The sequence below is a fragment of the Cronobacter turicensis genome, from assembly GCF_041222865.1.
GTDB classification, from domain to species: Bacteria; Pseudomonadota; Gammaproteobacteria; order Enterobacterales; family Enterobacteriaceae; genus Cronobacter; species Cronobacter turicensis.
Map to the genome: position 1 here is coordinate 2926808 of NZ_CP165997.1, position 26142 is coordinate 2952949.

The window sequence follows — 26142 nt, forward strand, 5'->3', positions numbered from 1 at the left end:
TTTGCTCCGCAGGAGGCCACCATGCAGGCCGATATTCTCCTTACGCTTAAACTGCACGACAAAATTTTTGCCGACCCGCGGCGCATCAACCTGCTGAAACAGGTGGCGCTGACGGGCTCGATCAGCCAGGGCGCGAAACTCGCGGGCATCAGCTACAAAAGCGCGTGGGACGCCATTAACGAAATGAACCAGCTCGGCGATAAACTGCTGGTAGAACGCGCCACCGGCGGCAAAGGCGGCGGCGGCGCGCAGGTAACGCCTTACGGCGAGCGGCTTATCGCGCTCTATGACCTGCTGGGGCAAATCCAGCAAAAGGCGTTTGACGCGCTCTCCGATGACGCGCTGCCGCTCGACAGCCTGCTGGCCGCCATCGCCCGCTTCTCGCTGCAAACCAGCGCCCGCAATCAGTGGTTCGGCGAAGTGGTCAGCCGCGACGCCTGCCCGGTTCAGGAGACTATCGAAATTGCGCTTGCCGGAAGCGGCACGCGGATCAACGCGGCGGTCACCAACCAGAGCGCCGAACGGCTGGCGCTTTCGCCGGGCAAAGAGGTGCTGGCGCTCGTCAAAGCGCCGTGGGTGCATCTGACCCGCGATCCGCAGGAAGCCGCTCACGCCGATAATCAACTCGCCGGCACCATCAGTCATATTGCCCGTACCGCGCAGCACTGCGAAATTCTCCTCACGCTGCATGACGGCCAGACGCTCTGCGCCACGCTGACGCCGGAGGCGGCGCAGGCATTAAACCCACAACAAGGCCTGGCGGTGACCGCCTGGTTTAACGCCGACAGCGTGATCGTGGCGACGCTCTGTTAACGCGCGATCGTTGACATCGCGCCGTGAAAAACGTATCCCTGTGGTTTTGTGCTGCAGAAAATGGGATACGAGATGACGACGTTGCAAATTATGCAAGGCACGTTTCGCATTGGCGATACGCGCGCGCTTCATATTGAGAACCTGGCTGTCCGCGCGGGCGAGAGCTGGGCGTTTGTCGGCGCTAACGGCAGCGGAAAATCGTCCCTCGCACGGGCGCTGGCGGGCGAGCTCCCCCCAGAAAAAGGCGAGCGCGCCAGTCAGTTCTCCCGCATCGCCCTGCTCTCGTTTGAACAGTTGCAAAAGCTGGTCAGCGCCGAGTGGCAGCGCAATAACACCGATATGCTGAGCCCGGACGAAGACGATACCGGGCGCACCTCCGCGCAGATTATTCAGGATGAGGTGCACGATCCGGCCCGCTGCGCGGCGCTGGCGGCGCAATTCGGCATCGATGCGTTGCTGGAGCGGCGCTTTAAATATCTCTCCACCGGCGAAACCCGCAAAACGCTGCTCTGCCAGGCGCTGATGTCACAGCCCGATTTACTGATCCTCGACGAGCCGTTTGACGGCCTCGACGTCGCCTCGCGCGAGCAACTCGCGCGGCTGCTTGGCGAGCTGAGCGCGCAGGGCCTGACGCTGGTCTTGATCCTGAACCGCTTTGATGAAATACCTGATTTTATGCAGCACGCGGGCGTAGTCGCCGACTGCGCGCTGGTCGAGACGGGCGATAAAGCCACGCTCCTGAACCAGGCGCTGGTGGCGCAGCTGGCCCACAGCGAAAAACTGTCTGGCGTGCGGCTACCGGAGGCGGACGAGCCCGCGGCGCGCCATACGCTCAATGCCGCCGAGCCGCGCATCGTGCTGCGCAACGGGGTGGTCTCGTATAACGATCGCCCAATCCTGAACAATCTGAGCTGGACGGTACGCCCCGGCGAGCACTGGCAAATCGTCGGCCCCAACGGCGCGGGGAAATCGACGCTGTTAAGCCTCGTGACGGGCGATCATCCCCAGGGTTACAGCAATGACCTGACGCTTTTCGGGCGTCGTCGCGGCAGCGGCGAAACCATCTGGGATATCAAAAAACATATCGGTTACGTGAGCAGCAGTTTGCATCTTGATTACCGCGTCAGCGCCTCGGTGCGCAGCGTGATCCTTTCCGGTTATTTCGATTCCATCGGGATTTATCAGGCGGTGTCGGACCGCCAGCAGCAGTTGACGCGCGAGTGGCTCGATATTCTCGGCATGGACGACGCCACCGCCGACGCGCCGTTTCAGAGCCTCTCCTGGGGCCAGCAGCGGCTGGCGCTGATTGTGCGCGCGCTGGTGAAACACCCGACACTGCTGATCCTCGATGAGCCGTTGCAGGGGCTGGACCCGCTGAACCGCCAGCTGGTGCGCCGCTTTGTGGATGTGTTGATTAGCGAAGGCGAAACGCAACTGCTGTTTGTCTCGCACCACGCCGAAGACGCGCCGCAGTGCATGACCCACCGTTTAACCTTCATACCTGACGGCGACAGCTACCGTTATCAGTTCGATACGCTGCGTTAACACTCAGCGCAGCGACGCGGGCCGGGCGCTTCCCTGCCCGCCTCCCTTTTCACTTTCAGATTAGCTGCAAATGCGCGCGTCGCGTTTTGTTTTACAATGGCTTAGCGTTGTCAGCCAGATGAGTGAAAATCAGTGTAAACGATTCCACTAATTTATCCCATGTCACACTTTTGGGCTCTCTGTTATGCTATGGTTAATACATACCATAAGCGTAATGGAGCCAAATATGCGAGTTCTGGTAACGGGTGGTAGCGGTTACATCGGAAGTCATACCTGTGTACAGCTGCTGCAAAATAATCATGATGTGGTCATCCTTGATAATCTGTGCAACAGCAAGCGCAGCGTACTGCCGGTGATTGAGCGTCTGGGCGGTAAAGCCGCGACGTTTATCGATGGCGATATCCGCGATGAAGCGCTGCTGCGCGAGATCTTCCACGATTATTCCATTGATACGGTAATCCATTTCGCCGGTCTGAAAGCGGTCGGCGAATCCGTCGCGAAACCGCTGGAATATTACGACAATAACGTAAACGGTACGCTGCGCCTGATCTCCGCCATGCGCGCCGCAGGCGTCACCAACTTTATCTTCAGTTCCTCCGCCACCGTCTACGGCGACCAGCCGAAAATCCCTTATGTCGAAAGCTTCCCGACCGGCACGCCGCAAAGCCCGTATGGCAAAAGCAAGCTGATGGTCGAACAGATCCTGACCGACCTGCAAAAGGCCTGTCCGGCGTGGAGCATCGCGCTGCTGCGTTATTTCAACCCGGTCGGCGCGCATCCGTCGGGCGATATGGGCGAAGATCCGCAGGGCATTCCTAACAACCTGATGCCGTATATCGCGCAGGTGGCGGTGGGCCGTCGCGAATCGCTGGCGGTCTTCGGCAATGATTACCCGACCAAAGACGGCACCGGCGTGCGCGACTATATCCACGTGATGGACCTCGCCGACGGTCATGTCGCCGCGATGCAGCAACTGGCCGATAAGCCGGGCGTGCATATCTATAACCTCGGCGCGGGCGTCGGCAGCAGCGTGCTGGATGTCGTGAACGCCTTCAGCCAGGCCTGCGGCAAACCGATCAATTATCACTTTGCGCCGCGCCGTGATGGCGACCTGCCCGCGTACTGGGCGGATGCCACCAAAGCAGACCAGGATCTGAACTGGCGCGTGACGCGTTCATTACAGGAAATGGCGGACGACACCTGGCGCTGGCAGTCACGTCATCCCCAAGGTTATCCCGATTAAAGGAAGTCAGATGGAACAGTTTAACCCCGTGGATCATCCGCACCGTCGTTATAACCCGCTGACCGGACAATGGATCCTGGTTTCGCCGCATCGCGCCAAGCGCCCCTGGCAGGGGGCGCAGGAAACGCCGGCGAAACAGACGCTGCCGCAGCACGATCCCGATTGTTTTCTCTGCCCCGGCAACACCCGTGTGACCGGGGATAAAAACCCGCATTACACCGGCACCTATGTTTTCACCAACGATTTCGCCGCGCTGATGACTGACACGCCGGACGCGCCGCAAAGCGCCGATCCGCTGATGCGTCTTGAGAGCGCCCGTGGCACCAGCCGCGTGATTTGCTTCTCGCCGGATCACAGCAAAACGCTGCCGGAACTGACGCTGCCTGCGCTGGAAGACGTGGTGACGACCTGGCAGACGCAAACGGCTGAGCTTGGGAAAACCTACCCGTGGGTGCAGGTGTTTGAAAATAAAGGCGCGGCGATGGGCTGCTCCAACCCGCATCCGCATGGCCAGATTTGGGCCAACAGCTTCCTGCCGAATGAAGCCGAACGTGAAGACAGGCTTCAGCGTGAATATTTCGAACAGCAGGGCTCGCCGATGCTGGTGGATTACGCCCAGCGCGAGCTGGCCGACGGCAGCCGCACCGTGGTGGAAACCGAACACTGGCTGGCGGTGGTGCCGTACTGGGCGGCGTGGCCGTTTGAAACGCTGCTGCTGCCGAAGACGCACATTCTGCGCATGACCGATCTGACTGACGCGCAGCGCAGCTGCCTTGCGCTGGCGCTGAAAAAACTCACCAGCCGTTACGACAACCTGTTCCAGACCTCGTTCCCCTACTCGATGGGCTGGCACGGCGCACCGTTCAATGGCGAAGAGAACACGCACTGGCAGTTGCATGCCCACTTCTACCCGCCGCTGCTGCGCAGCGCCACGGTACGTAAATTTATGGTGGGGTATGAAATGCTGGCGGAAACCCAGCGTGATTTAACCGCCGAACAGGCGGCAGAGCGCCTGCGCGCCGTCAGCGACGTCCATTTTCGCGAATCCGGAGAATAACAATGAGCCTGAAAGAAAAGACACATGCCCTGTTTGCCGAAAATTTCGGCTACCCTGCCACCACCCATATTCAGGCGCCGGGCCGCGTTAACCTTATCGGTGAACACACCGACTATAACGATGGTTTCGTGCTGCCGTGCGCTATCGATTACCAGACGGTGATTAGCTGCGCGAAGCGCGACGACCGCCGCGTGCGCGTCATTGCCGCCGATTACGATAACGAAACCGATGAGTTCTCACTCGATGAGCCGATTCTGACGCACGACAGCCAGCAGTGGTCCAACTATGTGCGCGGCGTGGTGAAACATCTGCAACAGCGCGATCCCGGCTTCGGCGGCGCCGATCTGGTGATCAGCGGCAACGTGCCGCAGGGCGCGGGCTTAAGCTCTTCCGCATCGCTGGAAGTGGCGGTCGGCACCGTGTTCCGCCACCTCTATCGCCTGTCGCTCGACGGCGCGCAGATTGCCCTGAACGGCCAGGAAGCGGAAAACCAGTTCGTCGGCTGCAACTGCGGCATCATGGATCAGCTGATTTCCGCGCTGGGCAAAAAAGACCATGCGCTGCTCATCGATTGTCGCAGCCTTGGCACCAAAGCCGTGCCGATGCCGCAGGGCGTCGCGGTCGTTATCATCAACAGCAACTTTAAACGCACCCTGGTCGGCAGCGAGTACAACACCCGCCGCGAACAGTGCGAAACCGGCGCGCGTTTCTTCACGCAAAAAGCGCTGCGCGACGTAAGTCTGGATCAGTTTAACGCGGTGGCGCATGAGCTTGACCCGATCGTGGCTAAACGCGTGCGCCATGTCCTGACTGAAAACGCCCGCACCGTGGAAGCGGCTGACGCGCTGGCGAAAGGCGATCTGACGCGGATGGGCGAGCTGATGGCGCAATCCCACGCCTCGATGCGCGACGACTTTGAAATTACCGTTCCGCAGATCGATACTCTGGTGGAGATTGTGAAATCGGTTATCGGTGACAAAGGCGGCGTGCGCATGACGGGCGGCGGCTTCGGCGGCTGCGTCGTGGCGCTGGTGCCGGAAGCTATCGTGCCGGAGGTGCAGGCTGCCGTGGAAGCGCAGTACGAAGCGCGCACCGGTATTAAAGAAACGTTTTACGTGTGCAAACCTTCAGAAGGAGCAGGTCTGTGCTAAAAGAGACGCCACAACTGGCCCCGGATGGCCAGCCGTATCGTATCTCCACCCTGCGCAACGCCGCAGGGATGGTCGTTACCGTCATGGACTGGGGCGCGACGCTGCTGTCGGCCCGCGTTCCGATGAAAGACGCCAGCGTGCGCGAAACGCTGCTGGGCTGTCCGAGCCCGGAAGTCTGGCTTGAGCAGACCGCGTTTCTCGGCGCGTCGGTGGGCCGTTACGCCAACCGCATCGCGCAGTCGCGCTTTACGCTGGATGGCGAGACGTATTCACTGACGCCAAGCCAGGGCGAAAACCAGCTGCATGGCGGCCCGGAAGGGTTCGACAAACGCCGCTGGCGCATTGTTCGCCAGAACGGGCAGGAAGTGCTCTATACGCTGGATTCGCAGGACGGCGATCAGGGTTACCCTGGCGAGCTGCGCGCCACCGCGCATTTCCGCCTGACCGACGATAACCGCATCAGCATTGAATACCGCGCCCGCGTGGACAAGCCCTGCCCGGTTAACCTGACGAACCACGCCTATTTCAACCTGGACGGCGAGCAGAACGACGTGCGCGGCCACCGCCTGCAGCTTTTCGCAGAGCGCTATCTGCCGGTTGATGCGCAGGGCATTCCGCGAGAAGGGCTGGCGGACGTCGCGGGAACCGGTTTTGATTTCCGCGAGCCGAAAAAAATCGCACAGGATTTCCTGAAAGACGAAGGCCAGCAGCGCGTGAAAGGTTATGACCACGCCTGGTTGCTGGACGCGAAAGGCGATCTGGCGCAGCCTGCGGCGCATGTCTGGTCGAGCGATGAAAAGCTCAAAATGACGGTCTATACCACCGCGCCTGCGTTGCAGTTCTACTCAGGCAACTATCTGGAAGGTACGCCCGCCCGCGAGCAGGGCACTTACAGCGCCTGGCAAGGGCTGGCGCTGGAGAGCGAATTCCTGCCAGACAGCCCCAACCACCCGGAATGGCCGCAGCCGAACTGCATTCTGCGCCCGGACCAGGAATACCAGAGCATTACGCAGTATCACTTTATTCCTCAGTAACTTTTCAGCCCTCTTTGCGAAGAGGGCTTTTTTTTCGCCATTTTGCTGTTATTACCGCCAGTTACTGACAAAAACATCACCGCCGATTCACATGCGCCTTACACTACACCGCTATTTTCGCTATGTTAAAGGTTTACGTTGCCGCTAACTCCAACGCGGCAATATAATGATAACTGTTATCATTCAATCAGGCTTATGAAGGAGTAATACTATGGCTGTTACTAAGCTGGTTCTGGTTCGTCACGGCGAAAGCCAGTGGAACAACGAAAACCGCTTTACCGGTTGGTACGACGTTGACCTGTCTGAAAAAGGCGTCAGCGAAGCGAAAGCCGCAGGCAAGCTGCTGAAAGACGAAGGCTACAGCTTTGATTTTGCTTATACCTCCGTGCTGAAACGTGCCATCCACACGCTGTGGAACATCCTGGACGGGCTGGATCAGGCCTGGCTGCCGGTTGAAAAATCCTGGAAACTGAACGAGCGTCACTACGGCGCCCTGCAGGGTCTGAACAAAGCTGAAACCGCTGAAAAATACGGTGACGAGCAGGTAAAACAGTGGCGTCGCGGCTTCGCGGTGACCCCGCCGGCGCTGACCAAAGATGACGAGCGTTTCCCGGGCCACGATCCGCGTTACGCGAAACTGAGCGAGCAGGAGCTGCCGCTGACCGAGAGCCTGGCGCTGACCATCGATCGCGTTATCCCTTACTGGAATGAAACCATTCTGCCGCGCCTGAAAAGCGGTGAGCGCGTGATTATCGCCGCCCACGGCAACTCCCTGCGCGCGCTGGTGAAATACCTGGATAACATGAGCGAAGAAGAGATCCTTGAGCTGAACATCCCAACCGGCGTGCCGCTGGTGTATGAGTTCGACGAAAACTTCAAGCCGATTAAACACTACTATCTGGGCAACGCTGACGAGATCGCAGCGAAAGCGGCCGCTGTCGCGAACCAGGGTAAAGCGAAGTAATTCGCAACCGTAAGAAGTGCAAAAGGCGTGGTGAAAACCACGCCTTTTTTATTGGGCGGGTGCGCTGGGTAGATACGGCGGGCGCGCTGCGCTTACCCGCCCTACTACGGTGCGAGAGGTATGTAGGGTGGGTAAGCGTTAGCGCACCCACTACAGGGAGCGTTTAACCGCGACGTGCTTTGACCGCTTCGGCGAGCTGACGCAGGATAGCGTCGGTATCTTCCCAGCCGATGCAGGCGTCGGTCACGCTCTTGCCATACACCAGCGGCTCACCGCTCTCAAGGCTCTGGTTGCCTTCCACCAGATGGCTTTCGATCATCACACCCATAATGGCGCTTTCGCCGCCGGCGATTTGCGCGCAGACATCAACGCCGACATCCATCTGCTTTTTAAACTGCTTGCTGGAGTTGGCATGGCTGAAATCGATCATCACCTGCGGTTTCAGGCCCGCTTTCTCAAGACCGGTTTTCACCTCAGCGACGTGCGCCGCGCTGTAATTCGGCGCTTTACCGCCGCGCAGAATAATATGGCAGTCGCTGTTGCCGCTGGTGTTGACGATAGCCGAGTGGCCCCATTTGGTGACCGACAGGAAACAGTGCGGCGCGCTGGCGGCGTTAATCGCGTCAATCGCCACTTTAATGGTGCCGTCGGTGCCATTTTTAAAACCGACAGGACAGGACAGCCCGGACGCCAGTTCGCGATGCACCTGCGATTCCGTGGTACGCGCGCCGATAGCGCCCCAGCTCATTAAATCCGCCAGATATTGCGGCGTAATCATATCCAGGAACTCACCCGCCGCCGGCAGGCCGGTGTCGTTGATATCCAGCAGCAATTTACGCGCAATCCGCAGGCCATCGTTAATCTGGAAACTGTTATCCATGTGCGGATCGTTGATAAGCCCTTTCCAGCCCACCGTTGTGCGCGGCTTTTCAAAATAGACGCGCATAACGATTTCCAGCTCGTTCTTTAACGCCTTACGCAGCGGCAGCAGACGCGAGGCATACTCTTTTGCCGCCATCGGATCATGAATAGAACACGGGCCGATGACCACCAGCAGGCGATCGTCATCGCCATGCAGGATCTGATGAATCGCCTGGCGCGCCGCAGACACGGTTTCAGCGGCTTTTTCGGTAGCGGGAAATTTTTCCAGGAGTGCGACAGGCGGGAGTAACTCGTTGATGCCGTTAATGCGGAGATCGTCGTTCTGATAAGTCATGATGGTTCCAGGAGGCCCTGCAGTTTTGTGGGAAAGCAATGCTTTCAATCTAACTTGTCGCGCCAGTAGTGTAAACACGCATTTACACTTCGCACGGAAAATTCCTGGAAGTTAACTTAAAAACGCCAGAAAGTAGCGTAAAGGGAGAACCAGTCTACACTTTTTAATTGTTAGCACTCTGTTTTATACATTTTACCGAATCACCTACTGCCTTTCGGCGATGGTGTGGTTTTTTCGACCGCAACACACACGCTGAGCAACTTTTTCGCAGTGCACTGTTGGAAGAAGTTATCCAGCAATAACGACCAGAACAGGAGCATGATTATGAAACTGAATAAACTGACTTCACTCTTTCTGACCGCCACTCTGACTCTGGCCAGCGGCGCGGCGCTTGCCGCCGATTCCGGTTCTTCAACCGGGGGTAGCGATACGGGCTCTGCAAACGCAGCCGCCAGCGCAGGCCAGGTAGCGCCTGACGCTAAACAAAATGTCGCTCCGAACGGCGTTGATAACAGCAACATCAATACCTCCGGCACCAATTCCGCCAACAGCGGCGTGAACACCGGCACCGGCACGTCAACCGGTACGTCTTCCGGCACCGCGCACAGCACCAGCGGCGACATGGGCGCCACCGGCAGCAGCACTTCCGGGTCTACCGGTAGCGTACAGTGTACTGGCGACGCCTGCCCGAGCACTTCTGGCAGCACCTCCCAGTAAGCGCATTAACGCCTGAATACAAAAGGAGAGCTTCGGCTCTCCTTTATTTTTGCTATTGTGGTAACGCGCGATTGCCGCGCAACTGACTGATATTGATAACCACAACAAAAATGTTGAGCGACACACGCTATGGCCCATTCTCATACACACGATCCCCACGAGCATTCTCATAACTCCAACAGCAAACGCCTGCTAATCGCCTTTCTGATCACCGCCATTTTTATGGTGCTGGAGATTGCCGGCGGCCTGCTTTCCGGCTCGCTGGCGCTGCTGGCCGACGCAGGCCATATGTTTACCGATGCCGCCGCGCTGCTGGTGGCGCTGATGGCTGTGCGTTTCGCGCGCCGCAGCCCGAACGCGAGGCATACCTTTGGGCTACTGCGTTTAACCACGCTTGCCGCTTTCGTCAATGCGCTGGCGCTGCTGGTGATTACCGCGATTATCGTCTGGGAGGCCATCGCGCGCTTTATTACGCCCGAACCTGTCGCGGGTGGACCGATGCTGGGTATCGCCATTGCGGGTCTGGTGGCGAACCTGCTGTCATTCTGGATTTTGCACCGCGGCAGTGATGAGAAAAACATGAACGTGCGCGCCGCCGCGCTGCATGTGCTTGGCGATCTGCTGGGCTCTGTTGGCGCAATTGTCGCTGCGGTGATTATTCTCTGGACCGGCTGGACGCCTATCGACCCGATTCTCTCGATTCTGGTCTCATGCCTGGTGCTGCGCAGCGCCTGGCGACTACTCCAGGAGAGCATGAATGAACTGCTGGAAGGCGCGCCACGCGCGGTGGATGTGGAGCAGCTGCGCCGCAGGCTGGTGCGCGAAATCCCGGAAGCGCGCGATGTGCATCATGTGCATCTGTGGCTGGTCGGCGAAAAACCGGTGATGACGCTGCATGTGCAAGTGATCCCGCCGCACGATCATGACGCCCTGATGGCAAGCATTCATGATTATCTGCGGCATCACTACCAGATAGCCCACGCGACGGTACAGCTTGAGTACCAGTCATGCAGCGTTAAAGACTGTGATTTGAATGCCAGGGACGCCAAACCGCACGCCCACGGCCATTCACATTAGTAAGACAGCGCGCGCGAGCCCCGCTCGTGCGCCGCTTTGATCCACATCCGGCTGCCGTTGAGCGCGATAAACGTCAGGATCAGGTACTCCAGCGACATCGCATAAACGCCCTGACGGGCGAAAATCACCACGCTGATGACGTTAATAATCACCCAGAGCAGCCAGTTTTCGACATATTTACGGGTCATCAGGATCATCGCCACCACGGACAAGACCGTCATGCAGGAATCCCAGAACGGGAAGGCGTCTGGCTGAAGCTGAGGCGCCGTCACGTTAAGCCCGACCGCCTGCATAACCTGCACCGCAATGCGGGTCAGGAAGGCGAAGACCGGATCGATCCACAGCGTCATTAATCCAATCGCCACCACGCAGACCGCCAGCCAGCCGAAGGCTTTCGGGCGCGGCAGCCAGCGGATGTGCAGCGCCGCCTGGTTGTCGCTGCTCTGGCGCGACCATGCGTACCAGCCGTAAATATTCGCCACAAAGAAAAACACTTGCAGCAGCAGGCTCGCATAGAGCTGGATCTGGAAGAAAATAATCGCAAACAGCGTGACGTTAATTAAACCAAATGCGTAGTTAACGATTTTCTCAAGGCTCGCCAGCCAGATACACAGCAGCCCCGCGAGCGTGCCGACCGCTTCAATCCATGATAATGAGTATCCGCCCTCGCCAAGCGGAATATGCACCAGAATGTTTTGTACGCTAAAAAAATCCATATTATCCCCGAAGCGTAATGTCCTTACGCGTTTCCTTTAACCGAAAGACGAAGTGTAGCCGCAAAATCCAGCATGCGGTTAAGCGGCGTTAACGCGGCTTCTCGCAGGCTGGCGTCAACGTGAACCTCATGGGGCGCTCCGCCATGCTCTAGTGCCTCTGCGATGGCCTGAAGGCCATTCATCGCCATCCATGGACAGTGCGCACAGCTACGGCAGGTTGCGCCCTCGCCTGCGGTCGGCGCCTCAAGCAGCGTTTTTTCCGGGCAGGCCTGCTGCATTTTGTAGAAGATGCCGCGATCGGTCGCCACGATGAGCGTCTGGTGCGGCAGCGTTTTCGCGGCGTTAATGAGCTGGCTGGTGGAGCCGACGGCGTCGGCCATATCGACAACCGCCTGCGGCGACTCGGGGTGCACCAGCACGGCGGCATCCGGGTACAGGGCTTTCATGCGCGCCAGCGCCTGCGTTTTAAACTCATCATGCACGATGCACGCGCCCTGCCAGCAGAGCACATCTGCGCCGGTTTGCTTTTGCACATAGCGGCCCAGGTGGCGGTCTGGCGCCCAGATGATTTTCTCGCCGAGGCTATCGAGATGTTCAATCAGCTCAACGGCGATGCTGGATGTCACCACCCAGTCGGCACGGGCTTTTACCGCCGCCGAGGTATTGGCGTAAACCACCACGGTGCGATCCGGATGGCTGTCGCAAAACGCGGCGAATTCTTCTTCCGGGCAGCCGAGATCAAGCGAGCATTCCGCCTGTAGCGTCGGCATCAGGATGGTTTTTTCAGGGCTTAGGATTTTGGCGGTTTCGCCCATAAAACGCACGCCCGCGACCAGCAACGTGGTGGCAGGATGATTCGCGCCAAAACGCGCCATCTCAAGCGAATCAGAAATACAGCCGCCCGTCTCTTCGGCCAGCGCCTGGATCTCCGGGTCGGTATAGTAGTGAGCGACCATGACCGCATTGCGTTCCTTAAGGAGACGCTTAATTTTGTCGCGGTAAACAGCCTTCTCGTCTGCGTTCAGCGGCGCAGGCTTTGGCGGGAAAGGATAAATTGCGGCTTCGGGATCGAACATTACACTCATTTGCACCATCTCGTTTTTTGCACTTAACTAAAGCCGCGTTACCGAGCCTTTGAAAGCCACCTGGCAGCTTCATTTGTTTTATATGCTAAACAAGATAGCGGATTGAAGGGGAAAAGTCACAGGAAAAGGTTGAGCGTCGGGCCGGGATGCATGTTGGGAATAAGTAACAAAGACAAAGCGCATATTGGCAGATAACGGCGGGACGTACAGATAAGCAAACCTGCTGCAGGCTCGAATCTTTTAAGTGCGCGCATAGCAAAAAGGCGCCTTTAGGGCGCCTTTTTACACTGGTGGGTCGTGCAGGATGACTCGCTTCGCTCGCCCATCGGGCCATTTCTTCGCAACGTTATCCTTCACATATCGCCTCTGTTTTCACATCAGGCTATGGTGGGTCGTGCAGGATTCGAACCTGCGACCAATTGATTAAAAGTCAACTGCTCTACCAACTGAGCTAACGACCCGCTCGGGAACTGCTTTCTTTCAGAGGGAGGTCGTGGAAGATAAATGCTGTCTTGCAACGTTATCCTTCACACCTTCTGTTAACACCCACGCTTTCAGTGGTGGGTCGTGCAGGATTCGAACCTGCGACCAATTGATTAAAAGTCAACTGCTCTACCAACTGAGCTAACGACCCGTTCGGGTGTTATCTGAAAGATTTACTGCTTATACCAACAAAAGTGTTGGTGGTCGTGCAGGATGACTCGGCTTCGCCTTGCCCTTCGGGCCGTTGCTTTGCAACGTTATCCTTCACGATATCGCTCATGTTTTCACAGAAACGATGGTGGGTCGTGCAGGATTCGAACCTGCGACCAATTGATTAAAAGTCAACTGCTCTACCAACTGAGCTAACGACCCGAGTGGTGGGTGATGACGGGATCGAACCGCCGACCCCCTCCTTGTAAGGGAGGTGCTCTCCCAGCTGAGCTAATCACCCGATACTACGCTGGTTTACTGCGTGTGGTCAGTCGTGGAGGGAATTTATCTTAACGATGCGTGCAACGTTGCCTTCACGATATCGCTCCTTTAAACCACCTGAGCGAGTGGTGGGTCGTGCAGGATTCGAACCTGCGACCAATTGATTAAAAGTCAACTGCTCTACCAACTGAGCTAACGACCCACATTTTCGCCACCGCGGGTTTGTTTCGTATCCCGTGGCAACGGCGGCATATATTACTGATTTAAGATTCTGACGCAACAAAAATTTCGAGGCAGATCACTTAACTGCTTACGTTTCATGCGGCGAGACCAGAAATAATACGGGATCTGGTCAAGCCGCATGCATTACATCGCATTCAGACGTTTTTGCGCCTGCTTTGCGCCTTCGGTGCCAGGGTATTTGGAGATAACCTGCTGATAAACGGCCTTCGCTTTCGCGGTATCGCCTTTATCCTGCATGATGACGCCAACCTTATACATCGCATCCGCCGCTTTCGGTGATTTGGGGTAGTTCTTCACCACCGAAGCGAAGTAATACGCCGCGTCATCCTTCTTACCTTTGTTGTAATTCAGCTGGCCGAGCCAGTAATGGGCATTCGGCTGGTAAGTGGAATCCGGGTATTGCTTAATGAAATTGGAAAACGCGGTGATGGCTTCATCCTGACGGGACTTATCCTGCACCAGCGCGATCGCTGCGTTGTAATCGGTATTGGCATCCCCGCTTTGCGTCGGTGCGCTGGCTGCGGGCGCAGATGCGCCAGCGTCCGGTGTGGCTTGCGCCGCGCCGTTTTGCGCCTGATCGCCGCCCTGCGCCGCGGCCGCTCCACCGTTGCTATTACTCAGACTGTCCATCTGCAGCAAAATCTGCTTTTGACGTTCCACAATCTGGTTAAGCTGATACTGATTTTCCTGAATCTGACCGCGCAGGGAATCAATATCGGACTGGTTATCGGAGAGCTGCTGCTGAAGCTGGGTTAAAAGCTGACTGTGAGCGTTGGAAATACGCTCGAGTTGAACGACACGGTCTTCGACCGAGCCTGAGCCGACATCACTGATTGGCGCCTGGGCATTAGCGGCCCAGGGGGCCGCTACGCCAACCAGTAACGACAGACCCAACAGGTGATGTCTGAAGTTACTGATCATGCAATTCTCTTAGTAAACCAGTACGGCGCGACGGTTTTTGGCATATGCCGCTTCGTCGTGACCCAGTACTGCAGGTTTTTCTTTACCGTAAGAAACGATGGAGATCTGGTCAGCAGAAACGCCTTTACCCTGCAGGTACATCTTAACAGCGTTAGCGCGACGCTCGCCCAGGGAGATGTTGTACTCCGGGGTACCGCGCTCATCCGCATGACCTTCAACGGTCACTTTGTAAGACGGGTTGCTACGCAGGAAGTTAGCGTGCGCATCCAGCATTGCAGCGAAGTCAGAACGGATGTCGTACTTGTCCAGATCGAAGTAAACGATGTTGTTCTGCTGCAGCTGCTGCATCTGCAGACGCGCCTGCTCTTCAGAAGACATGTTGCCGCCGTTGCCGTTCATACCAGTGCCGGCACCCAGCATGCCTTCGCCGCTCTGGTCATTGCTGGCGTTCTTGTTAGAAGAACACGCCGCGATTGCCATAACAGGCAGAGCGATCATCAGCCCTTTCAGCACTTTGTTCAGTTGCATTTCTTTGATTCCTTTAGTAATCAATTAATTATTATTACAGATACGGCGACCAGGCAGGGAATTTAACCTGTCCATCAGTTGCCGGAAGACGCGCTTTGAAACGCCCATCTGTAGAAACCAGGTTCAGCACGGATCCCATCCCCTGAGAAGAGCTGTAGATAACCATAGTGCCGTTAGGTGCCAGACTTGGCGTTTCATCCAGGAACGTTGACGACAGAGTCTGCACGCCACCCGTTACCAGATCCAGTTTAGCGATGTTCTGAGCGCCGCCATTGGAGCTCACCATCACCATAAATTTACCGTCAGAGCTTACGTCAGCATCCTGGTTCTGAGAGCCTTCCCAGGTCACGCGCTGCGGCGCGCCGCCGTTGATGTTGACTTTATAAACCTGTGGACGACCGGCCTGGTCAGAGGTATAGGCCAGCGTCTGGCTGTCCGGATACCAGGTCGGCTCGGTGTTATTGCTGCGACCGTCAGTTACCTGACGAATCTGGCCGGAGCCGATATCCATCACGTACAGGTTCAGGCTGCCGGTTTTAGAGAGCGCGAAAGCCAGTTTGCTGCCGTCCGGCGAGAAAGCCGGCGCGCCGTTGTGACGCGGGAACGAAGCCACCTGACGCACAGCGCCGTTAGACAGCGTCTGGATAACCAGCGCAGAACGACCGCTTTCAAAGGTCACGTAAGCGACCTTGCTGCCATCCGGCGACCATGCCGGAGACATCAGCGGCTGCGGTGAGCGGTGAACCACAAACTGGTTGTAGCCGTCGTAGTCAGAAACACGCAGCTCATACGGGAACTGGCCGCCGTTGGTCTGCACTACATAAGCGATACGGGTGCGGAAAGCGCCTTTAATACCGGTCAGCTTCTCAAACACTTCGTCGCTGGCGGTATGGCCTGCATAACGCAGCCACTGTTTGTTCACTTTGTAAGAGTTCTGCGCGAGCACGGTGCCCGGCGCGCCGCCGGTATCAACCAGCTGATACGCCACGGTATAGCTGCCGTCGCCATTCGGCGTCACCTGCCCTACCACGACCGCGTCAATACCGAGTGCAGACCATGCCGCCGGTTGTACTTCCTGTGCGGAAGACGGCTGCTGCGGCAGACGGGAGCGATCGAGCGGGTTGAATTTACCGCTGTTGCGCAGATCCGCCGCCACGATGCCGCCGATATCTTCAGGCGCGGCGCCCGGGCCTGCCCACTTGAACGGCACCACACCAATCGGACGCGCCGAGTCAACCCCCTGGGTTATCTCGATACGTACTTCTGCGTGCAGCACGGCTGCCCACAGCATCAGAAAACTAAATGCTACACGTAATGCCTGCTTCATCATATCTCCCTTATCTGGACGTCAAAGCCCACGATAATTTAGCAGAATGTTAACAAACTCAAAGATAGACAACCACATCGCACGCCGGCTTAAACCGGACAGTGAAGCCCGGTTTTACCGGAAATCACTGTGGTTTGAAAAGCAACGGCGCGTTTTTAAAGACTTCATAAACAGCCTGGCTTGGCGGTTTAGGAATCTTAGCCTGTCGGGCGGCGGAAATGGCTGCCTGACAAAGCGCAGGATCGCCGCCTTCCGACTGGATATCCAGTAGTAAGCCGTCCGGTGCAAGCTTAATACGCAGCGTACAGGTTTTACCTGAATACGACGACGCATCATAGAACTTGCTTTCAATGGCGGACTTTATCTGCGAGGCGTAGCCATTGATTTCAGCGCCGCTGGCACCGTTGTTCTTACTATTACCGCTCCCTGCTGGCGCTGCATTACTGCCTTTCGCTCCGCCGCCGGTTTTCGGCGCATTCTTACCTGAGCTGAGATCGCCAAGAAGATCGTCCACGCCTTCCGCATTCGCTGCTTTTTCTGCAGCCGCTTTCGCAGCGGCAGCTTTCTTCGCAGCGGCTTTTTCTGCCGCCGCTTTTTTATCGGCTGCGGCTTTCTCGGCTGCCGCAGCTTTTTCCGCGGCCGCTTTTTCAGCTGCGGCGGCTTTCTTCTCGGCAGCCGCTTTTTCTGCCGCAGCGGCTTTTTCGGCGGCGGCTTTCTCTGCCGCGGCTTTCTTCGCAGCCTCAGCCGCCGCTTTCTTCTCGGCGTCCTGCTGCGCTTTTTTCGCCGCATCGGCAGCCGCTTTTTTCTCTGCCTCTTCCTGCGCTTTCTTCGCAGCAGCAGCGGCTTTCGCGGCCTCTTCCTGCACTTTTTTCTGCGCGTCGGCAGCGGCTTTCTTCGCGGCTTCTTCAGCGGCTTTCGCCTGAGCGTCAGCTTTTGCTTTCGCATCTGCTGCGGCTTTGGCTGCCGCCTCTTCCGCCTGTTTCTGCTGCTCCTGCGCGCGCTTCGCGGCTTCTTCAGCCTGTTTCTGCTGTTCCGCCTGCTGCTGCGCTTTCTCCTGCGCTTCAAGGCGTTCCTGCTCAAGCTTTTTCAGGCGTTCCTGTTCGGCGGCCTGTTTCTCGCGCAGTTCTTCCGCCTGCTGCTGCGCCTGTTTCTCGCGCTGCTCGGCGGCTTGTTTAGCGCTTGCCTGCTGTTGCTGCTGGCGGTTGTACTGCTGCACCACCGCGCCTGGGTCGACCATCACGGCGTCAATAGCCGATCCGCCGCCGCCGCCCGCTGCGTCTTCACTGATATGCTCATCGAACGAGCTCCAGATCAGTAGTCCAATCAGCAACACGTGCAGCGCTACGGAAATGATGATCGCGCGTTTCAGCTTATCGTTTTGTTCGGTTGCCTTTGCCACTCTCGGTTTCCAAAACTTGTAGCCCTGTCAGGCGGTGGATCAGATAGGCTGCGTCATTAAGCCGACAGATTTCACGCCCGCCTGATGCAACAGGTTCAGCGCTTTAATAATCTCGTCGTAAGGAACCTCTTTGGCGCCACCGATTAAAAAGACCGTCTTCGGATTCTCCTGCAGACGACGCTGCGCCTCGGCAACAATCTGCTCAGCAGGCAACTGATCCATACGGTCTTTTTCCACCACCACGCTGTACTGGCCCACGCCGGAGACTTCAATAATCACCGGCGGGTTGTCATTGCTGCTGACGGTCTGGGAATCCGTGGCGTCCGGCAAGTCCACTTCCACGCTCTGGGTGATGATGGGTGCCGTCGCCATAAATATCAGCAGCAGCACCAGCAGCACGTCCAGCAGCGGGACGATATTGATTTCAGACTTCAGCTCACGACGACCACGTCCACGTGTTCTGGCCATGACTTACCCCTTGTTGCTTTCGCTGGTGCTAGTAAAAGCCTGGCGATGCAGGATAGCCGTGAACTCTTCCATAAAGTTGTCGTAATTCAGCTCCAGCTTGTTCACGCGTTGGTTCAGACGGTTGTAAGCCATAACCGCCGGGATTGCCGCGAACAGACCGATCGCCGTCGCGATAAGCGCTTCCGCGATACCCGGCGCAACCATCTGCAGCGTCGCCTGCTTCACAGCACCCAGCGCGATAAAGGCGTGCATGATCCCCCACACGGTGCCGAACAGGCCGATATACGGACTGATGGAGCCTACGGTGCCGAGGAAAGGAATATGCGTTTCGAGGGTTTCAAGTTCGCGATTCATCGAAATACGCATCGCGCGCGACGCCCCTTCGACAATCGCTTCCGGCGCATGGCTGTTGGCGCGATGCAGACGGGCGAACTCTTTAAATCCGGCGTAGAAGATCTGCTCGGAGCCGGAGAGGTTTTCACGGCGTCCCTGGCTCTCCTGATACAGGCGGGAAAGCTCGATACCTGACCAGAATTTATCTTCAAAGGCTTCCGCTTCGCGCGACGCAGCGTTGAGAATGCGCGTTCGCTGAATGATGATGGCCCAGGATGCGATTGAAAAACCAATCAAAATCAACATGATAAGTTTAACCAGAAGACTTGCCTTCAGGAACAAATCAAGGATATTCATGTCAGTCACTGCTTGAACTCCGCGACAATAGACTTGGGAAGCGCACGAGGCTTCATTAAGAGTGGATCAACGCAGACAATCAGCACCTCGGCTTCATTGAGGAGCTGGTTTTCCGCGTTAACAATCCGTTGCCTGAACACCATGGAGGTGCCACGCAGCGTTGTAATTTCGGTCTGGACTTCGAGCATATCGTCGAGTCGGGCAGGCGCAAGATACTCAAGCGACATCCTGCGAACCACAAAGGCTACTCGCTCCGCCAGTAAATCTTGCTGACTAAAGTGGTGGTGGCGCAGCATCTCTGTGCGTGCTCTTTCATAAAAGGCGACGTAACTGGCGTGGTAAACCACACCACCGGCGTCGGTGTCTTCGTAATAGACACGAACCGGCCATCGAAACAGCGTTGTGCTCACTCTACATCCCGGTAATGCAAATAAACGCTGCTACTATACGCAAGTGAATGTGGGTTGGGAATGGGGAGAAGTAAACGGAGAGTAAATATTTATGGGCTCCGGAAAGCCCACAGAATCACAGGTGTCGCCGCGTTCAGGCGAAGAAAAAAAGCAGCCCGGCCAACATCACCAGAAAGGCAATCAATGGGCAGAAAATTCCCTGCCAGTGTACGGCGCGAAGACGAAAACCCACGCCGTGAATTACACCCGCGCAGACGGCCCACATCAGGAACAAGCCCTGCCAGATTTCAAGGCCGCTGGTCTTCGCCGCGAAGCGCGACGGGTCCCAGAACATGCAACCCGCCAGCACCAGCGCCATGATTAAGGAAAGAGCCCTTAACGGGCTCTTATCCATCAGCGCGTAAAGCGCGGTGATGAGGCGTTTCATCACGACTCGACTTTACCGGCTTTGGTCGCTTCAACGTGCTCCAGCGCCAGCGCGGTAATGATCCCGAAAGCACAGGCAAGAAGCGTTCCGAGAATCCAGGCGAAATACCACATAGTCAGCTCCTTATTAGTACAGAGAATGCGTGTTGCTTTCGATATGTTCTTTGGTGATGCGACCAAACATTTTCCAGTAACACCAGGTGGTGTAGAGCAAAATAATCGGTACAAACACCGCAGCGACATAGGTCATCACGGTCAGCGTCAGCTGGCTGGAGGTCGCGTCCCACATCGTCAGGCTGGCGTTCAGCATGGTGCTGGACGGCATGATGAACGGGAACATCGCGATACCGGCAGTCAGGATAACGCAGGCCAGCGTCAGTGAAGAGAACACAAACGCCCAGGCGCCTTTCTCCAGACGCGACGCCAGCACGGTCAGCAGCGGCAGCACCACGCCCAGCGCAGGGATCGCCCACAGCGCCGGCATCTTATCAAAGTTAGCGAACCAGGCGCCCGCCTGACGAACCACTTCTTTGTTCATCGGGTTGGAGGCCGCACGCGGATCGATGGCGGAGGTCACCACATAACCGTCAATGCCGTACATTACCCAGACGCCCGCCAGAACGAAGCAGACCATCATCACCAGCGCGGAAATCTGCGCGGTGGCACGGGAGCGCAGATGCAGTTCGCCGGTGGTACGCATTTGCAGATAGGTTGCGCCCTGCGTCAGGATCATCGCCACGCTCACTACGCCTGCCAGCAGGCCAAACGGGTTCAGCAGCTGGAAGAAGTTGCCGGTGTAGAACATGCCCTGATATTTATCGAAGTGGAACGGCACGCCCTGCAGCAGGTTGCCGAACGCCACGCCAATCACCAGCGGCGGCACGAAGCTACCCGCGAACACGCCCCAGTCCCACATGTTACGCCAGCGCATATCTTCAATCTTCGAGCGGTAGTCAAAACCGACCGGACGGAAGAACAGCGAGGCGAGCACCAGGATCATCGCCACATAAAAACCGGAGAACGCGGCGGCGTACACCAGCGGCCAGGCAGCGAACAGCGCGCCGCCTGCGGTGATAAGCCATACCTGGTTGCCGTCCCAGTGCGGCGCGATGGAGTTAATCATCACGCGGCGTTCTGTATCGGTACGTCCCAGGATGCGGGTCAGCATGCCGACCCCCATATCAAAGCCATCGGTAACCGCAAAACCAATCAGCAGAATGCCGACCAGCAGCCACCAGATCAAACGCAGTACTTCATAATCGATCATTTTACGTCTCCTCGCTTAGCGTGCCGGCTGAGAAGCCACAGTGGACTGCTCGAAGTGGTAGCGACCCGTTTTCAGGCTGCTCGGCCCCAGGCGGGCGAATTTGAACATCAGGAACAGTTCCGCCACCAGGAAGAGCGTATACAGGCCGCAGATCAGCACCATAGAGAAGAGGATGTCGCCTGCAGACAGGTTAGAGTGCGCGACCGCGGTCGGCAGCACTTCACCGATAGCCCACGGCTGACGGCCATATTCCGCCACAAACCAGCCCGATTCCACCGCGATCCACGGCAGCGGAATGCCGTAAAACGCCGCGCGCAGGAGCCATTTTTTATCGCCGATACGGTTACGAATCACCGACCAGAACGACGCGCCGATAATCAGCAGCATCAGGATGCCGCACAGCACCATGATACGGAAGGAGAAGTACAGCGGCGCCACGCTCGGAATAGAATCCTGCGTCGCTTTCTGGATCTGCGCTTCGGTCGCATCCGCAACGTTGTCGGTATAACGCTTCAGCAGCAGGCCGTAGCCGAGGTCTTTCTTCACGCTGTTGAACTCATCGCGTAACGCCTGATCGTTCGAGCCAGAACGCAATTGCTCCAGCAGCGCGTACGCTTTCATCCCGTTACGGATGCGCGCTTCGTGCTGGACCAGCAGATCTTTAAGACCAATCACCGGCGTATCCACAGAGCGGGTGGCGATAATGCCAAGCGCGTAAGGGATCTGAATGGCGAAGCGGTTTTCCTGGGTTTTCTGATCCGGAATACCAAACAGCGTAAACGCGGCCGGTGCCGGCTGGGTTTCCCACTCGGCTTCGATAGCGGCCAGTTTGGTTTTCTGTACGTCGCCCATTTCATAACCGGACTCATCGCCCAGCACGATAACGGAAAGCACCGCCGCCATGCCGAAGCTCGCCGCGATAGCAAAAGAACGTTTAGCGAAAGCGAAGTCACGGCCTTTGAGCATATACCACGCGCTGATGCCCAGAATGAACATCGCGCCGGTGCAGTAGCCAGCAGCCACGGTGTGAACGAATTTCACCTGCGCGACCGGGTTCAGCACCAGTTCGGAGAAGCTCACCATCTCCATACGCATGGTTTCGAAGTTGAAATCAGACGCGATCGGGTTCTGCATCCAGCCGTTCGCCACCAGGATCCACAATGCGGAGAGGTTGGAGCCCAGCGCCACCAGCCAGGTGACGGCCATGTGCTGCACTTTGCTCAGACGATCCCAGCCGAAGAAGAACAGACCGACGAAGGTCGATTCAAGGAAGAACGCCATCAGGCCTTCAATAGCCAGCGGGGCACCAAAGATATCGCCTACATAGTGTGAATAGTAAGACCAGTTAGTCCCGAACTGGAACTCCATGGTCAAGCCGGTCGCCACGCCCAGTGCGAAGTTGATACCAAACAACTTGCCCCAGAACTTGGTCATGTCTTTATAGATTTGTTTACCAGAGAGGACGTAGACCGTTTCCATAATGGCCAGCAGGAACGCCATACCGAGCGTCAGCGGCACAAAAAGGAAGTGGTACATCGCGGTCAAGGCAAACTGTAAGCGCGACAGTTCGACTATATCTAACATCTTGACTCCTTGCTCCTCGCATGAAGACTTCGAGCGTGGCCCTTTTTAAGGCGCCACAACGCATGCCCCAATACCAATGACATTTGCTCCCGTCAGCCTTGCTTCAATCACTGCGTGTATTTGTGAAAAAGTAATGGCGAAAGGTTACAAATAAGTTAAAAGAATTCCAAATTGATTCGACGAATATTTTACGCTGCAATCCAGGGATAATAAATAGATTTACATATCCCTTTATTTACGTTTTACGACGGCGATCAATTTATGCCCAAATCATCGCCCAGACACCAGATTGATCGACCGCAATTTAGCGCTTTCTCACGCTTTTTTTCAAGCTAAAAACTTTGATTAAAATCAGTTTTGATACCCATTGTTAATTATGTTTCACCCCTAACGAGTTAAGTGAAAATAATGTTAAAGATAAGTGTTTTTTTAACGCAACGATGGTTATGAAAGGGATACGAATAATAAACCTACGTTATTTTAGTTCATTCTTATTCGAGATATTTATCACACTTTCTTGTTAATATCGGCAAAGGAAAAGAATTCATTAGATCAGGAATGACAAATTTATTTCACAAATAATTTACCAGGCGGCCGCAAAGTGAAAAAACCGGCACTGTTTTCTGAAAATAAAAAAGCCGTCGCCCGGCGTTGCGCTGGCGACGGCAGACAGAAAAGCCTTAAACGCGGCGACAGAGCGTAGCGCTGAAGGTCCGGGACTGGCAGGGTTTTAGCTCGCCGGTATGCCCGTCAGGGGAAATACTCCTCATTTGCGGCGTTTCATCCATTCCCGTTTGTTGCCACGCCTTAAGCGGCTCGCTGAATGTTATCTGCGACTCGCTCGTGGTTTCACAGGACGGGTTATAAACGCGCACAATCAGCGCCTCGCGATCTTCGGCTTTTTTCAGCGCGCTCAGTTGAGCCCCATCAGAAGTCATCTGGAGCAGGCTGTAGCATGGTGGCGTGGTTATCCCTGACGGATTGAGCTTCATCGCATCCCAGGCAATTTTGTTATAGCACTGCACGGGCGTCTGCCAGGTGCGCGCCTGCTGCGCCACGCCCGCCGTGAGCGCATTCCCCTGATACGGCCACAGGCTCAGACGGCAGGATAATTCGCCGCGCATTTGCGAGTCCGGCGTCGGCAGGTGAATGCCGGAAGGACGGCCGGGGCGCAGCGCAAGACCGCCTTTGCCGAGCGCCCCCACGCCACGCAGCAGCGTCAGCGCGAAGGTGTCGTGCCGCTCGCCGACAATCTCCACTTCGCGCAGTCCCTCGGTAAAAAGCGCTATCCCCTGCCCCTGCTGCTCAAGCGCGGCATAGTTCAGGAAATTCCATACCGGCACGGGCGCCTCCTCCCACCCTTCTTCTTCCCAGCGGGCCATGGCGTCATCTTCCACCGGACGATACACGCTGCCGAACTGCGTGTCGGTAAGCACCTGTTCGCAGGCGAACGGCGTCGGGATGCGCAGCCGTACACGATGGTCGTCCGCCTGATTATTCAGCGTCACCGCCACATCAATCCGCGGGCTGTTATGCGAAAGCGTAACGCGCAGCTGCGCCTCCAGATATCCGTTACACTGTCGGGCGGCGCGCGCCGCCAGGTTAACCGGCACATTCATCGCCAGACGTATCGTGGCGTGACTCTGCCAGGCCTCGTGGATTATCTGATGCTCCGCCGTCTGCGTACCGGAGCGCAGCACCCATTCCGCGCGGGCGGGCGAATAGTCATACTCGTCGCCGTCATCGGAACTCTCCTCAAGCTCAAACACCTGGTCATACGTCAGGCCGCTCTGCTTATCTTCCAGCCGTACCGTGCCATTCGCGTTAACCGTAATGCGCCAGAAGCGGTTTTCCAGCCGTGGCGCATCCTGCTCTGGCGCCTGGCATTGTTTCCCCGTCACGCCAGGCTCAAGGCGCAGCGTGGCGTAACCCATCGCGGGCAGCGGTTGAAAGAGCTGAATGTCATACTCCATAAACGGCTCGTCATGGCCGTAATGCACCAGTTGCCGGTCCACCAGCCCTGGATCGAGCGCACGAGCCGCGCGGATGAAATACGCCACCGGCGCGCCCTGTTCGTCCCACAGCGCAAAACGCTGGCCGCGCAACCGCACGGTCGTGTTAATCACCTCATTACGCGGACAAGGCATCAGGTTAAACAGCGTCAGTTTATCGCCGTCGCAGGCGGGCATGCTGTCCACGATTTTGCGCATATAAAACGTGAGGAGGTTATCGGCCATATCATGGGCAAGGCTGAAGCGGTTCGCTATTTCACGGTGTACCGCGTCGCTACAGCAACAGCCGATGCTGTCATGCGCGTGGTTTTTCAGGATCTCCTTCCACATCTTTTCAAACAGCCCGTGGTGATACTCAAAACCGAGCGACCAGGCGATGGCGGCGAGCGGCTCAAGCAGGTTAACCATCTTATTTTCGATGTGCGCATGGGCGATTTTAATGTCCATACGCGTGGAGCCAATGGTGCGGTGCACACGCATCGACCTGCCGTCGATAAACTCCCCTTTCAGCGTCGGCAACGTCTCGCGCATGGCCTCGATATGCGCGAAAACCGTTTCAAAACGGCTCATGACAAATTCGCGCTGCGGGTAGATTTCCCGCAGTTTTTCCATCACGGCGAAAATGTTCTGCTGGAGCGGCATCTGGTCGTGTCCATTCGGCAGCAGGATCTCGCGGGTAAGCGAGGCCTTTTCGAGCGCCGCAAAACAGGGGTCGAGCCGCTTACGCAGCGCCGCTTCCTCTTCAGGTAAGTACTTACCAATCGCGTAGCCCAGCGGCAGCACTTGCGCCGTCACGCTACTGCCGTCCGCGCTCTGCCAGAGGAACTCTGTTTTATCGCTGCCGTGGCGCGCCGAGCAGCCGCGCCAGAACATGGCGCGCGTAATGCCAAACTGGTTATAGATGTGCGGCAACTGGCCCGACATGCCGAACGAATCAGGCAGATAGCCGATTTTCATCGGCTCGCCGAACGGGCGACAGTCGCGCAGCCCGTAAAGCAGATTGCGGGCAATCGACTCCCCCGCCACAATCGTGGTGTCGGTCTGGGTATACCAGGGGCCGATAATCAATTTGCCTGCCTCCACCAGCGCCCGAACGCGCTCGCGGTGCTGCGGCTTCACGGCGAAATAATCCTCCAGCACCGCCGTCTGGCCGTCGAGGACGTAACAGAGATAGTCCGCGTCCTGCTCAAGGCGCGTCAGGATCTCTTCCATATTGTTGACCAGCAAAATCCGTGAGGCTTCCGTGGTGAAATACCACTCGCGGTCCCAGTGCATATGGGGCGTGATGTGAACTCGTGATACAGCTTTCATGATGGCGTCCTGAGAAGTGAATA

Annotated in this window: 24 protein-coding genes and 5 tRNA genes; 9 read left to right on the top strand and 20 right to left on the bottom strand. The window is 56.9% G+C overall.

The genetic code is table 11. The features are described 5' to 3' along the window. Nucleotides 1–21: 21 nt before the first annotated feature. The 7 genes from modE (at nt 22) to gpmA (ending at nt 7807) form a co-directional block, all read left to right on the top strand. Nucleotides 22–813, top strand: a complete 792-nt coding sequence (gene modE, locus AB8W27_RS13945; protein WP_015740582.1) for a molybdenum-dependent transcriptional regulator — start codon at nt 22–24, stop codon at nt 811–813. A gap of 72 nt (nt 814–885) precedes the next feature. Continuing rightward, entirely contained in the window at nt 886–2358 is a 1473-nt protein-coding gene (gene modF, locus AB8W27_RS13950; protein ID WP_041923348.1) for a molybdate ABC transporter ATP-binding protein ModF, read from the top strand. Nucleotides 2359–2584: 226 nt separating this feature from the next. Continuing rightward, nucleotides 2585–3601 (top strand): UDP-glucose 4-epimerase GalE, encoded by a 1017-nt coding sequence (gene galE, locus AB8W27_RS13955; RefSeq protein WP_015740580.1) that lies wholly within the window; start codon nt 2585–2587, stop codon nt 3599–3601. A 10-nt stretch (nt 3602–3611) separates the two neighbouring features. Then, complete coding sequence (gene galT / locus AB8W27_RS13960; RefSeq protein ID WP_015740579.1) at nt 3612–4658, top strand: galactose-1-phosphate uridylyltransferase; 1047 nt, start codon at nt 3612–3614, stop codon at nt 4656–4658. A 2-nt stretch (nt 4659–4660) separates the two neighbouring features. Further along, nucleotides 4661–5809 (top strand): galactokinase, encoded by a 1149-nt coding sequence (gene galK, locus AB8W27_RS13965; protein WP_041923347.1) that lies wholly within the window; start codon nt 4661–4663, stop codon nt 5807–5809. Then, complete coding sequence (galM, locus tag AB8W27_RS13970) at nt 5803–6843, top strand: galactose-1-epimerase (protein ID WP_041923346.1); 1041 nt, start codon at nt 5803–5805, stop codon at nt 6841–6843. Before galK ends, galM begins: the two co-directional genes overlap by 7 nt. 211 nt (nt 6844–7054) lie before the next feature. Beyond that, on the top strand, nt 7055–7807 hold the full coding sequence (gene gpmA, locus AB8W27_RS13975; RefSeq protein WP_007706899.1) for a 2,3-diphosphoglycerate-dependent phosphoglycerate mutase: 753 nt from the start codon (nt 7055–7057) through the stop codon (nt 7805–7807). 163 nt (nt 7808–7970) lie between these two features. Here the strand turns inward: gpmA and aroG are convergent, their stop codons facing one another. Then, nucleotides 7971–9023, bottom strand: a complete 1053-nt coding sequence (gene aroG / locus AB8W27_RS13980; protein WP_015740576.1) for a 3-deoxy-7-phosphoheptulonate synthase AroG — start codon at nt 9021–9023, stop codon at nt 7971–7973. 324 nt (nt 9024–9347) lie between these two features. On the opposite strand from aroG, the gene AB8W27_RS13985 reads away from it, so the two are divergent. Both AB8W27_RS13985 and zitB read left to right on the top strand, forming a co-directional pair. Then, nucleotides 9348–9740, top strand: a complete 393-nt coding sequence (locus AB8W27_RS13985) for a protein YbgS (RefSeq protein ID WP_015740575.1) — start codon at nt 9348–9350, stop codon at nt 9738–9740. A 129-nt stretch (nt 9741–9869) separates the two neighbouring features. Then, nucleotides 9870–10817, top strand: a complete 948-nt coding sequence (gene zitB / locus AB8W27_RS13990; protein WP_041923345.1) for a CDF family zinc transporter ZitB — start codon at nt 9870–9872, stop codon at nt 10815–10817. Here zitB and pnuC read toward each other — a convergent pair. The 19 genes from pnuC to mngB all read right to left on the bottom strand — a co-directional run bounded on the left by pnuC (nt 10814) and on the right by mngB (nt 26119). Then, nucleotides 10814–11533, bottom strand: coding sequence for a nicotinamide riboside transporter PnuC (gene pnuC / locus AB8W27_RS13995; protein WP_015740573.1), 720 nt, complete (start codon nt 11531–11533; stop codon nt 10814–10816). The two genes, zitB and pnuC, sit on opposite strands and share 4 nt — an antisense overlap. Nucleotides 11534–11556: 23 nt before the next feature. Further along, nucleotides 11557–12618 (bottom strand): quinolinate synthase NadA, encoded by a 1062-nt coding sequence (gene nadA, locus AB8W27_RS14000; RefSeq protein ID WP_015740572.1) that lies wholly within the window; start codon nt 12616–12618, stop codon nt 11557–11559. Between the two features lie 385 nt (nt 12619–13003). Then, nucleotides 13004–13079: transfer RNA gene (locus AB8W27_RS14005), tRNA-Lys, on the bottom strand. 97 nt (nt 13080–13176) lie between these two features. Beyond that, nucleotides 13177–13252 (bottom strand) — tRNA-Lys (locus AB8W27_RS14010). Between the two features lie 145 nt (nt 13253–13397). Then, a tRNA-Lys gene (locus tag AB8W27_RS14015) sits at nt 13398–13473 on the bottom strand. 3 nt (nt 13474–13476) lie between these two features. After that, nucleotides 13477–13552: transfer RNA gene (locus AB8W27_RS14020), tRNA-Val, on the bottom strand. Nucleotides 13553–13659: 107 nt separating this feature from the next. Beyond that, nucleotides 13660–13735: transfer RNA gene (locus AB8W27_RS14025), tRNA-Lys, on the bottom strand. A gap of 164 nt (nt 13736–13899) precedes the next feature. Next, nucleotides 13900–14697 (bottom strand): cell division protein CpoB, encoded by a 798-nt coding sequence (cpoB, locus tag AB8W27_RS14030; RefSeq protein ID WP_041923344.1) that lies wholly within the window; start codon nt 14695–14697, stop codon nt 13900–13902. Nucleotides 14698–14706: 9 nt separating this feature from the next. Beyond that, a complete protein-coding gene (pal, locus tag AB8W27_RS14035; RefSeq protein ID WP_004386751.1) occupies nt 14707–15225 on the bottom strand; it encodes a peptidoglycan-associated lipoprotein Pal in 519 nt (172 codons plus the stop codon). A 34-nt stretch (nt 15226–15259) separates the two neighbouring features. Then, nucleotides 15260–16552: a Tol-Pal system beta propeller repeat protein TolB gene (tolB, locus tag AB8W27_RS14040; RefSeq protein ID WP_015740570.1), complete on the bottom strand. Its 1293-nt coding sequence runs from the start codon at nt 16550–16552 to the stop codon at nt 15260–15262. Between the two features lie 124 nt (nt 16553–16676). Then, nucleotides 16677–17951 (bottom strand): cell envelope integrity protein TolA, encoded by a 1275-nt coding sequence (gene tolA, locus AB8W27_RS14045; RefSeq protein ID WP_015740569.1) that lies wholly within the window; start codon nt 17949–17951, stop codon nt 16677–16679. Between the two features lie 39 nt (nt 17952–17990). Beyond that, nucleotides 17991–18419, bottom strand: coding sequence for a colicin uptake protein TolR (gene tolR / locus AB8W27_RS14050; RefSeq protein WP_007768318.1), 429 nt, complete (start codon nt 18417–18419; stop codon nt 17991–17993). 3 nt (nt 18420–18422) lie between these two features. Then, entirely contained in the window at nt 18423–19118 is a 696-nt protein-coding gene (tolQ, locus tag AB8W27_RS14055) for a Tol-Pal system protein TolQ (protein ID WP_015740568.1), read from the bottom strand. After that, nucleotides 19115–19519 carry a tol-pal system-associated acyl-CoA thioesterase gene (gene ybgC / locus AB8W27_RS14060; protein ID WP_004387903.1) on the bottom strand — a complete coding sequence of 135 codons (405 nt, stop codon included), beginning with the start codon at nt 19517–19519 and terminating at the stop codon, nt 19115–19117. Before ybgC ends, tolQ begins: the two co-directional genes overlap by 4 nt. 133 nt (nt 19520–19652) lie before the next feature. Beyond that, nucleotides 19653–19946 carry a cyd operon protein YbgE gene (gene ybgE / locus AB8W27_RS14065; RefSeq protein ID WP_015740567.1) on the bottom strand — a complete coding sequence of 98 codons (294 nt, stop codon included), beginning with the start codon at nt 19944–19946 and terminating at the stop codon, nt 19653–19655. Next, the gene (gene cydX, locus AB8W27_RS14070; RefSeq protein WP_004387905.1) at nt 19946–20059 is read right to left on the bottom strand and encodes a cytochrome bd-I oxidase subunit CydX; all 114 of its coding nucleotides are present in this window, start codon (nt 20057–20059) and stop codon (nt 19946–19948) included. The genes ybgE and cydX overlap by 1 nt, the downstream gene beginning before the upstream one ends. A gap of 13 nt (nt 20060–20072) precedes the next feature. After that, on the bottom strand, nt 20073–21212 hold the full coding sequence (gene cydB / locus AB8W27_RS14075) for a cytochrome d ubiquinol oxidase subunit II (protein ID WP_015740566.1): 1140 nt from the start codon (nt 21210–21212) through the stop codon (nt 20073–20075). Between the two features lie 15 nt (nt 21213–21227). Next, nucleotides 21228–22796 carry a cytochrome ubiquinol oxidase subunit I gene (cydA, locus tag AB8W27_RS14080; RefSeq protein WP_015740565.1) on the bottom strand — a complete coding sequence of 523 codons (1569 nt, stop codon included), beginning with the start codon at nt 22794–22796 and terminating at the stop codon, nt 21228–21230. Between the two features lie 680 nt (nt 22797–23476). Continuing rightward, on the bottom strand, nt 23477–26119 hold the full coding sequence (gene mngB, locus AB8W27_RS14085; RefSeq protein ID WP_015740564.1) for a mannosylglycerate hydrolase: 2643 nt from the start codon (nt 26117–26119) through the stop codon (nt 23477–23479). Nucleotides 26120–26142: the final 23 nt, after the last annotated feature.

Bases quoted from the DNA above. Each gene is read 5' to 3' on its own strand.
- modE (WP_015740582.1), top strand. From the start codon at position 22: ATGCAGGCCGATATTCTCCTTACGCTTAAACTGCACGACAAAATTTTT.
- modF (WP_041923348.1), top strand. From the start codon at position 886: ATGACGACGTTGCAAATTATGCAAGGCACGTTTCGCATTGGCGATACG.
- galE (WP_015740580.1), top strand. From the start codon at position 2,585: ATGCGAGTTCTGGTAACGGGTGGTAGCGGTTACATCGGAAGTCATACC.
- galT (WP_015740579.1), top strand. From the start codon at position 3,612: ATGGAACAGTTTAACCCCGTGGATCATCCGCACCGTCGTTATAACCCG.
- galK (WP_041923347.1), top strand. From the start codon at position 4,661: ATGAGCCTGAAAGAAAAGACACATGCCCTGTTTGCCGAAAATTTCGGC.
- gpmA (WP_007706899.1), top strand. From the start codon at position 7,055: ATGGCTGTTACTAAGCTGGTTCTGGTTCGTCACGGCGAAAGCCAGTGG.
- aroG (WP_015740576.1), bottom strand. From the start codon at position 9,023: ATGACTTATCAGAACGACGATCTCCGCATTAACGGCATCAACGAGTTA.
- AB8W27_RS13985 (WP_015740575.1), top strand. From the start codon at position 9,348: ATGAAACTGAATAAACTGACTTCACTCTTTCTGACCGCCACTCTGACT.
- zitB (WP_041923345.1), top strand. From the start codon at position 9,870: ATGGCCCATTCTCATACACACGATCCCCACGAGCATTCTCATAACTCC.
- pnuC (WP_015740573.1), bottom strand. From the start codon at position 11,533: ATGGATTTTTTTAGCGTACAAAACATTCTGGTGCATATTCCGCTTGGC.
- nadA (WP_015740572.1), bottom strand. From the start codon at position 12,618: ATGAGTGTAATGTTCGATCCCGAAGCCGCAATTTATCCTTTCCCGCCA.
- cpoB (WP_041923344.1), bottom strand. From the start codon at position 14,697: ATGATCAGTAACTTCAGACATCACCTGTTGGGTCTGTCGTTACTGGTT.
- pal (WP_004386751.1), bottom strand. From the start codon at position 15,225: ATGCAACTGAACAAAGTGCTGAAAGGGCTGATGATCGCTCTGCCTGTT.
- tolB (WP_015740570.1), bottom strand. From the start codon at position 16,552: ATGAAGCAGGCATTACGTGTAGCATTTAGTTTTCTGATGCTGTGGGCA.
- tolR (WP_007768318.1), bottom strand. From the start codon at position 18,419: ATGGCCAGAACACGTGGACGTGGTCGTCGTGAGCTGAAGTCTGAAATC.
- ybgE (WP_015740567.1), bottom strand. From the start codon at position 19,946: ATGAAACGCCTCATCACCGCGCTTTACGCGCTGATGGATAAGAGCCCG.
- cydX (WP_004387905.1), bottom strand. From the start codon at position 20,059: ATGTGGTATTTCGCCTGGATTCTCGGAACGCTTCTTGCCTGTGCTTTC.
- cydB (WP_015740566.1), bottom strand. From the start codon at position 21,212: ATGATCGATTATGAAGTACTGCGTTTGATCTGGTGGCTGCTGGTCGGC.
- cydA (WP_015740565.1), bottom strand. From the start codon at position 22,796: ATGTTAGATATAGTCGAACTGTCGCGCTTACAGTTTGCCTTGACCGCG.
- mngB (WP_015740564.1), bottom strand. From the start codon at position 26,119: ATGAAAGCTGTATCACGAGTTCACATCACGCCCCATATGCACTGGGAC.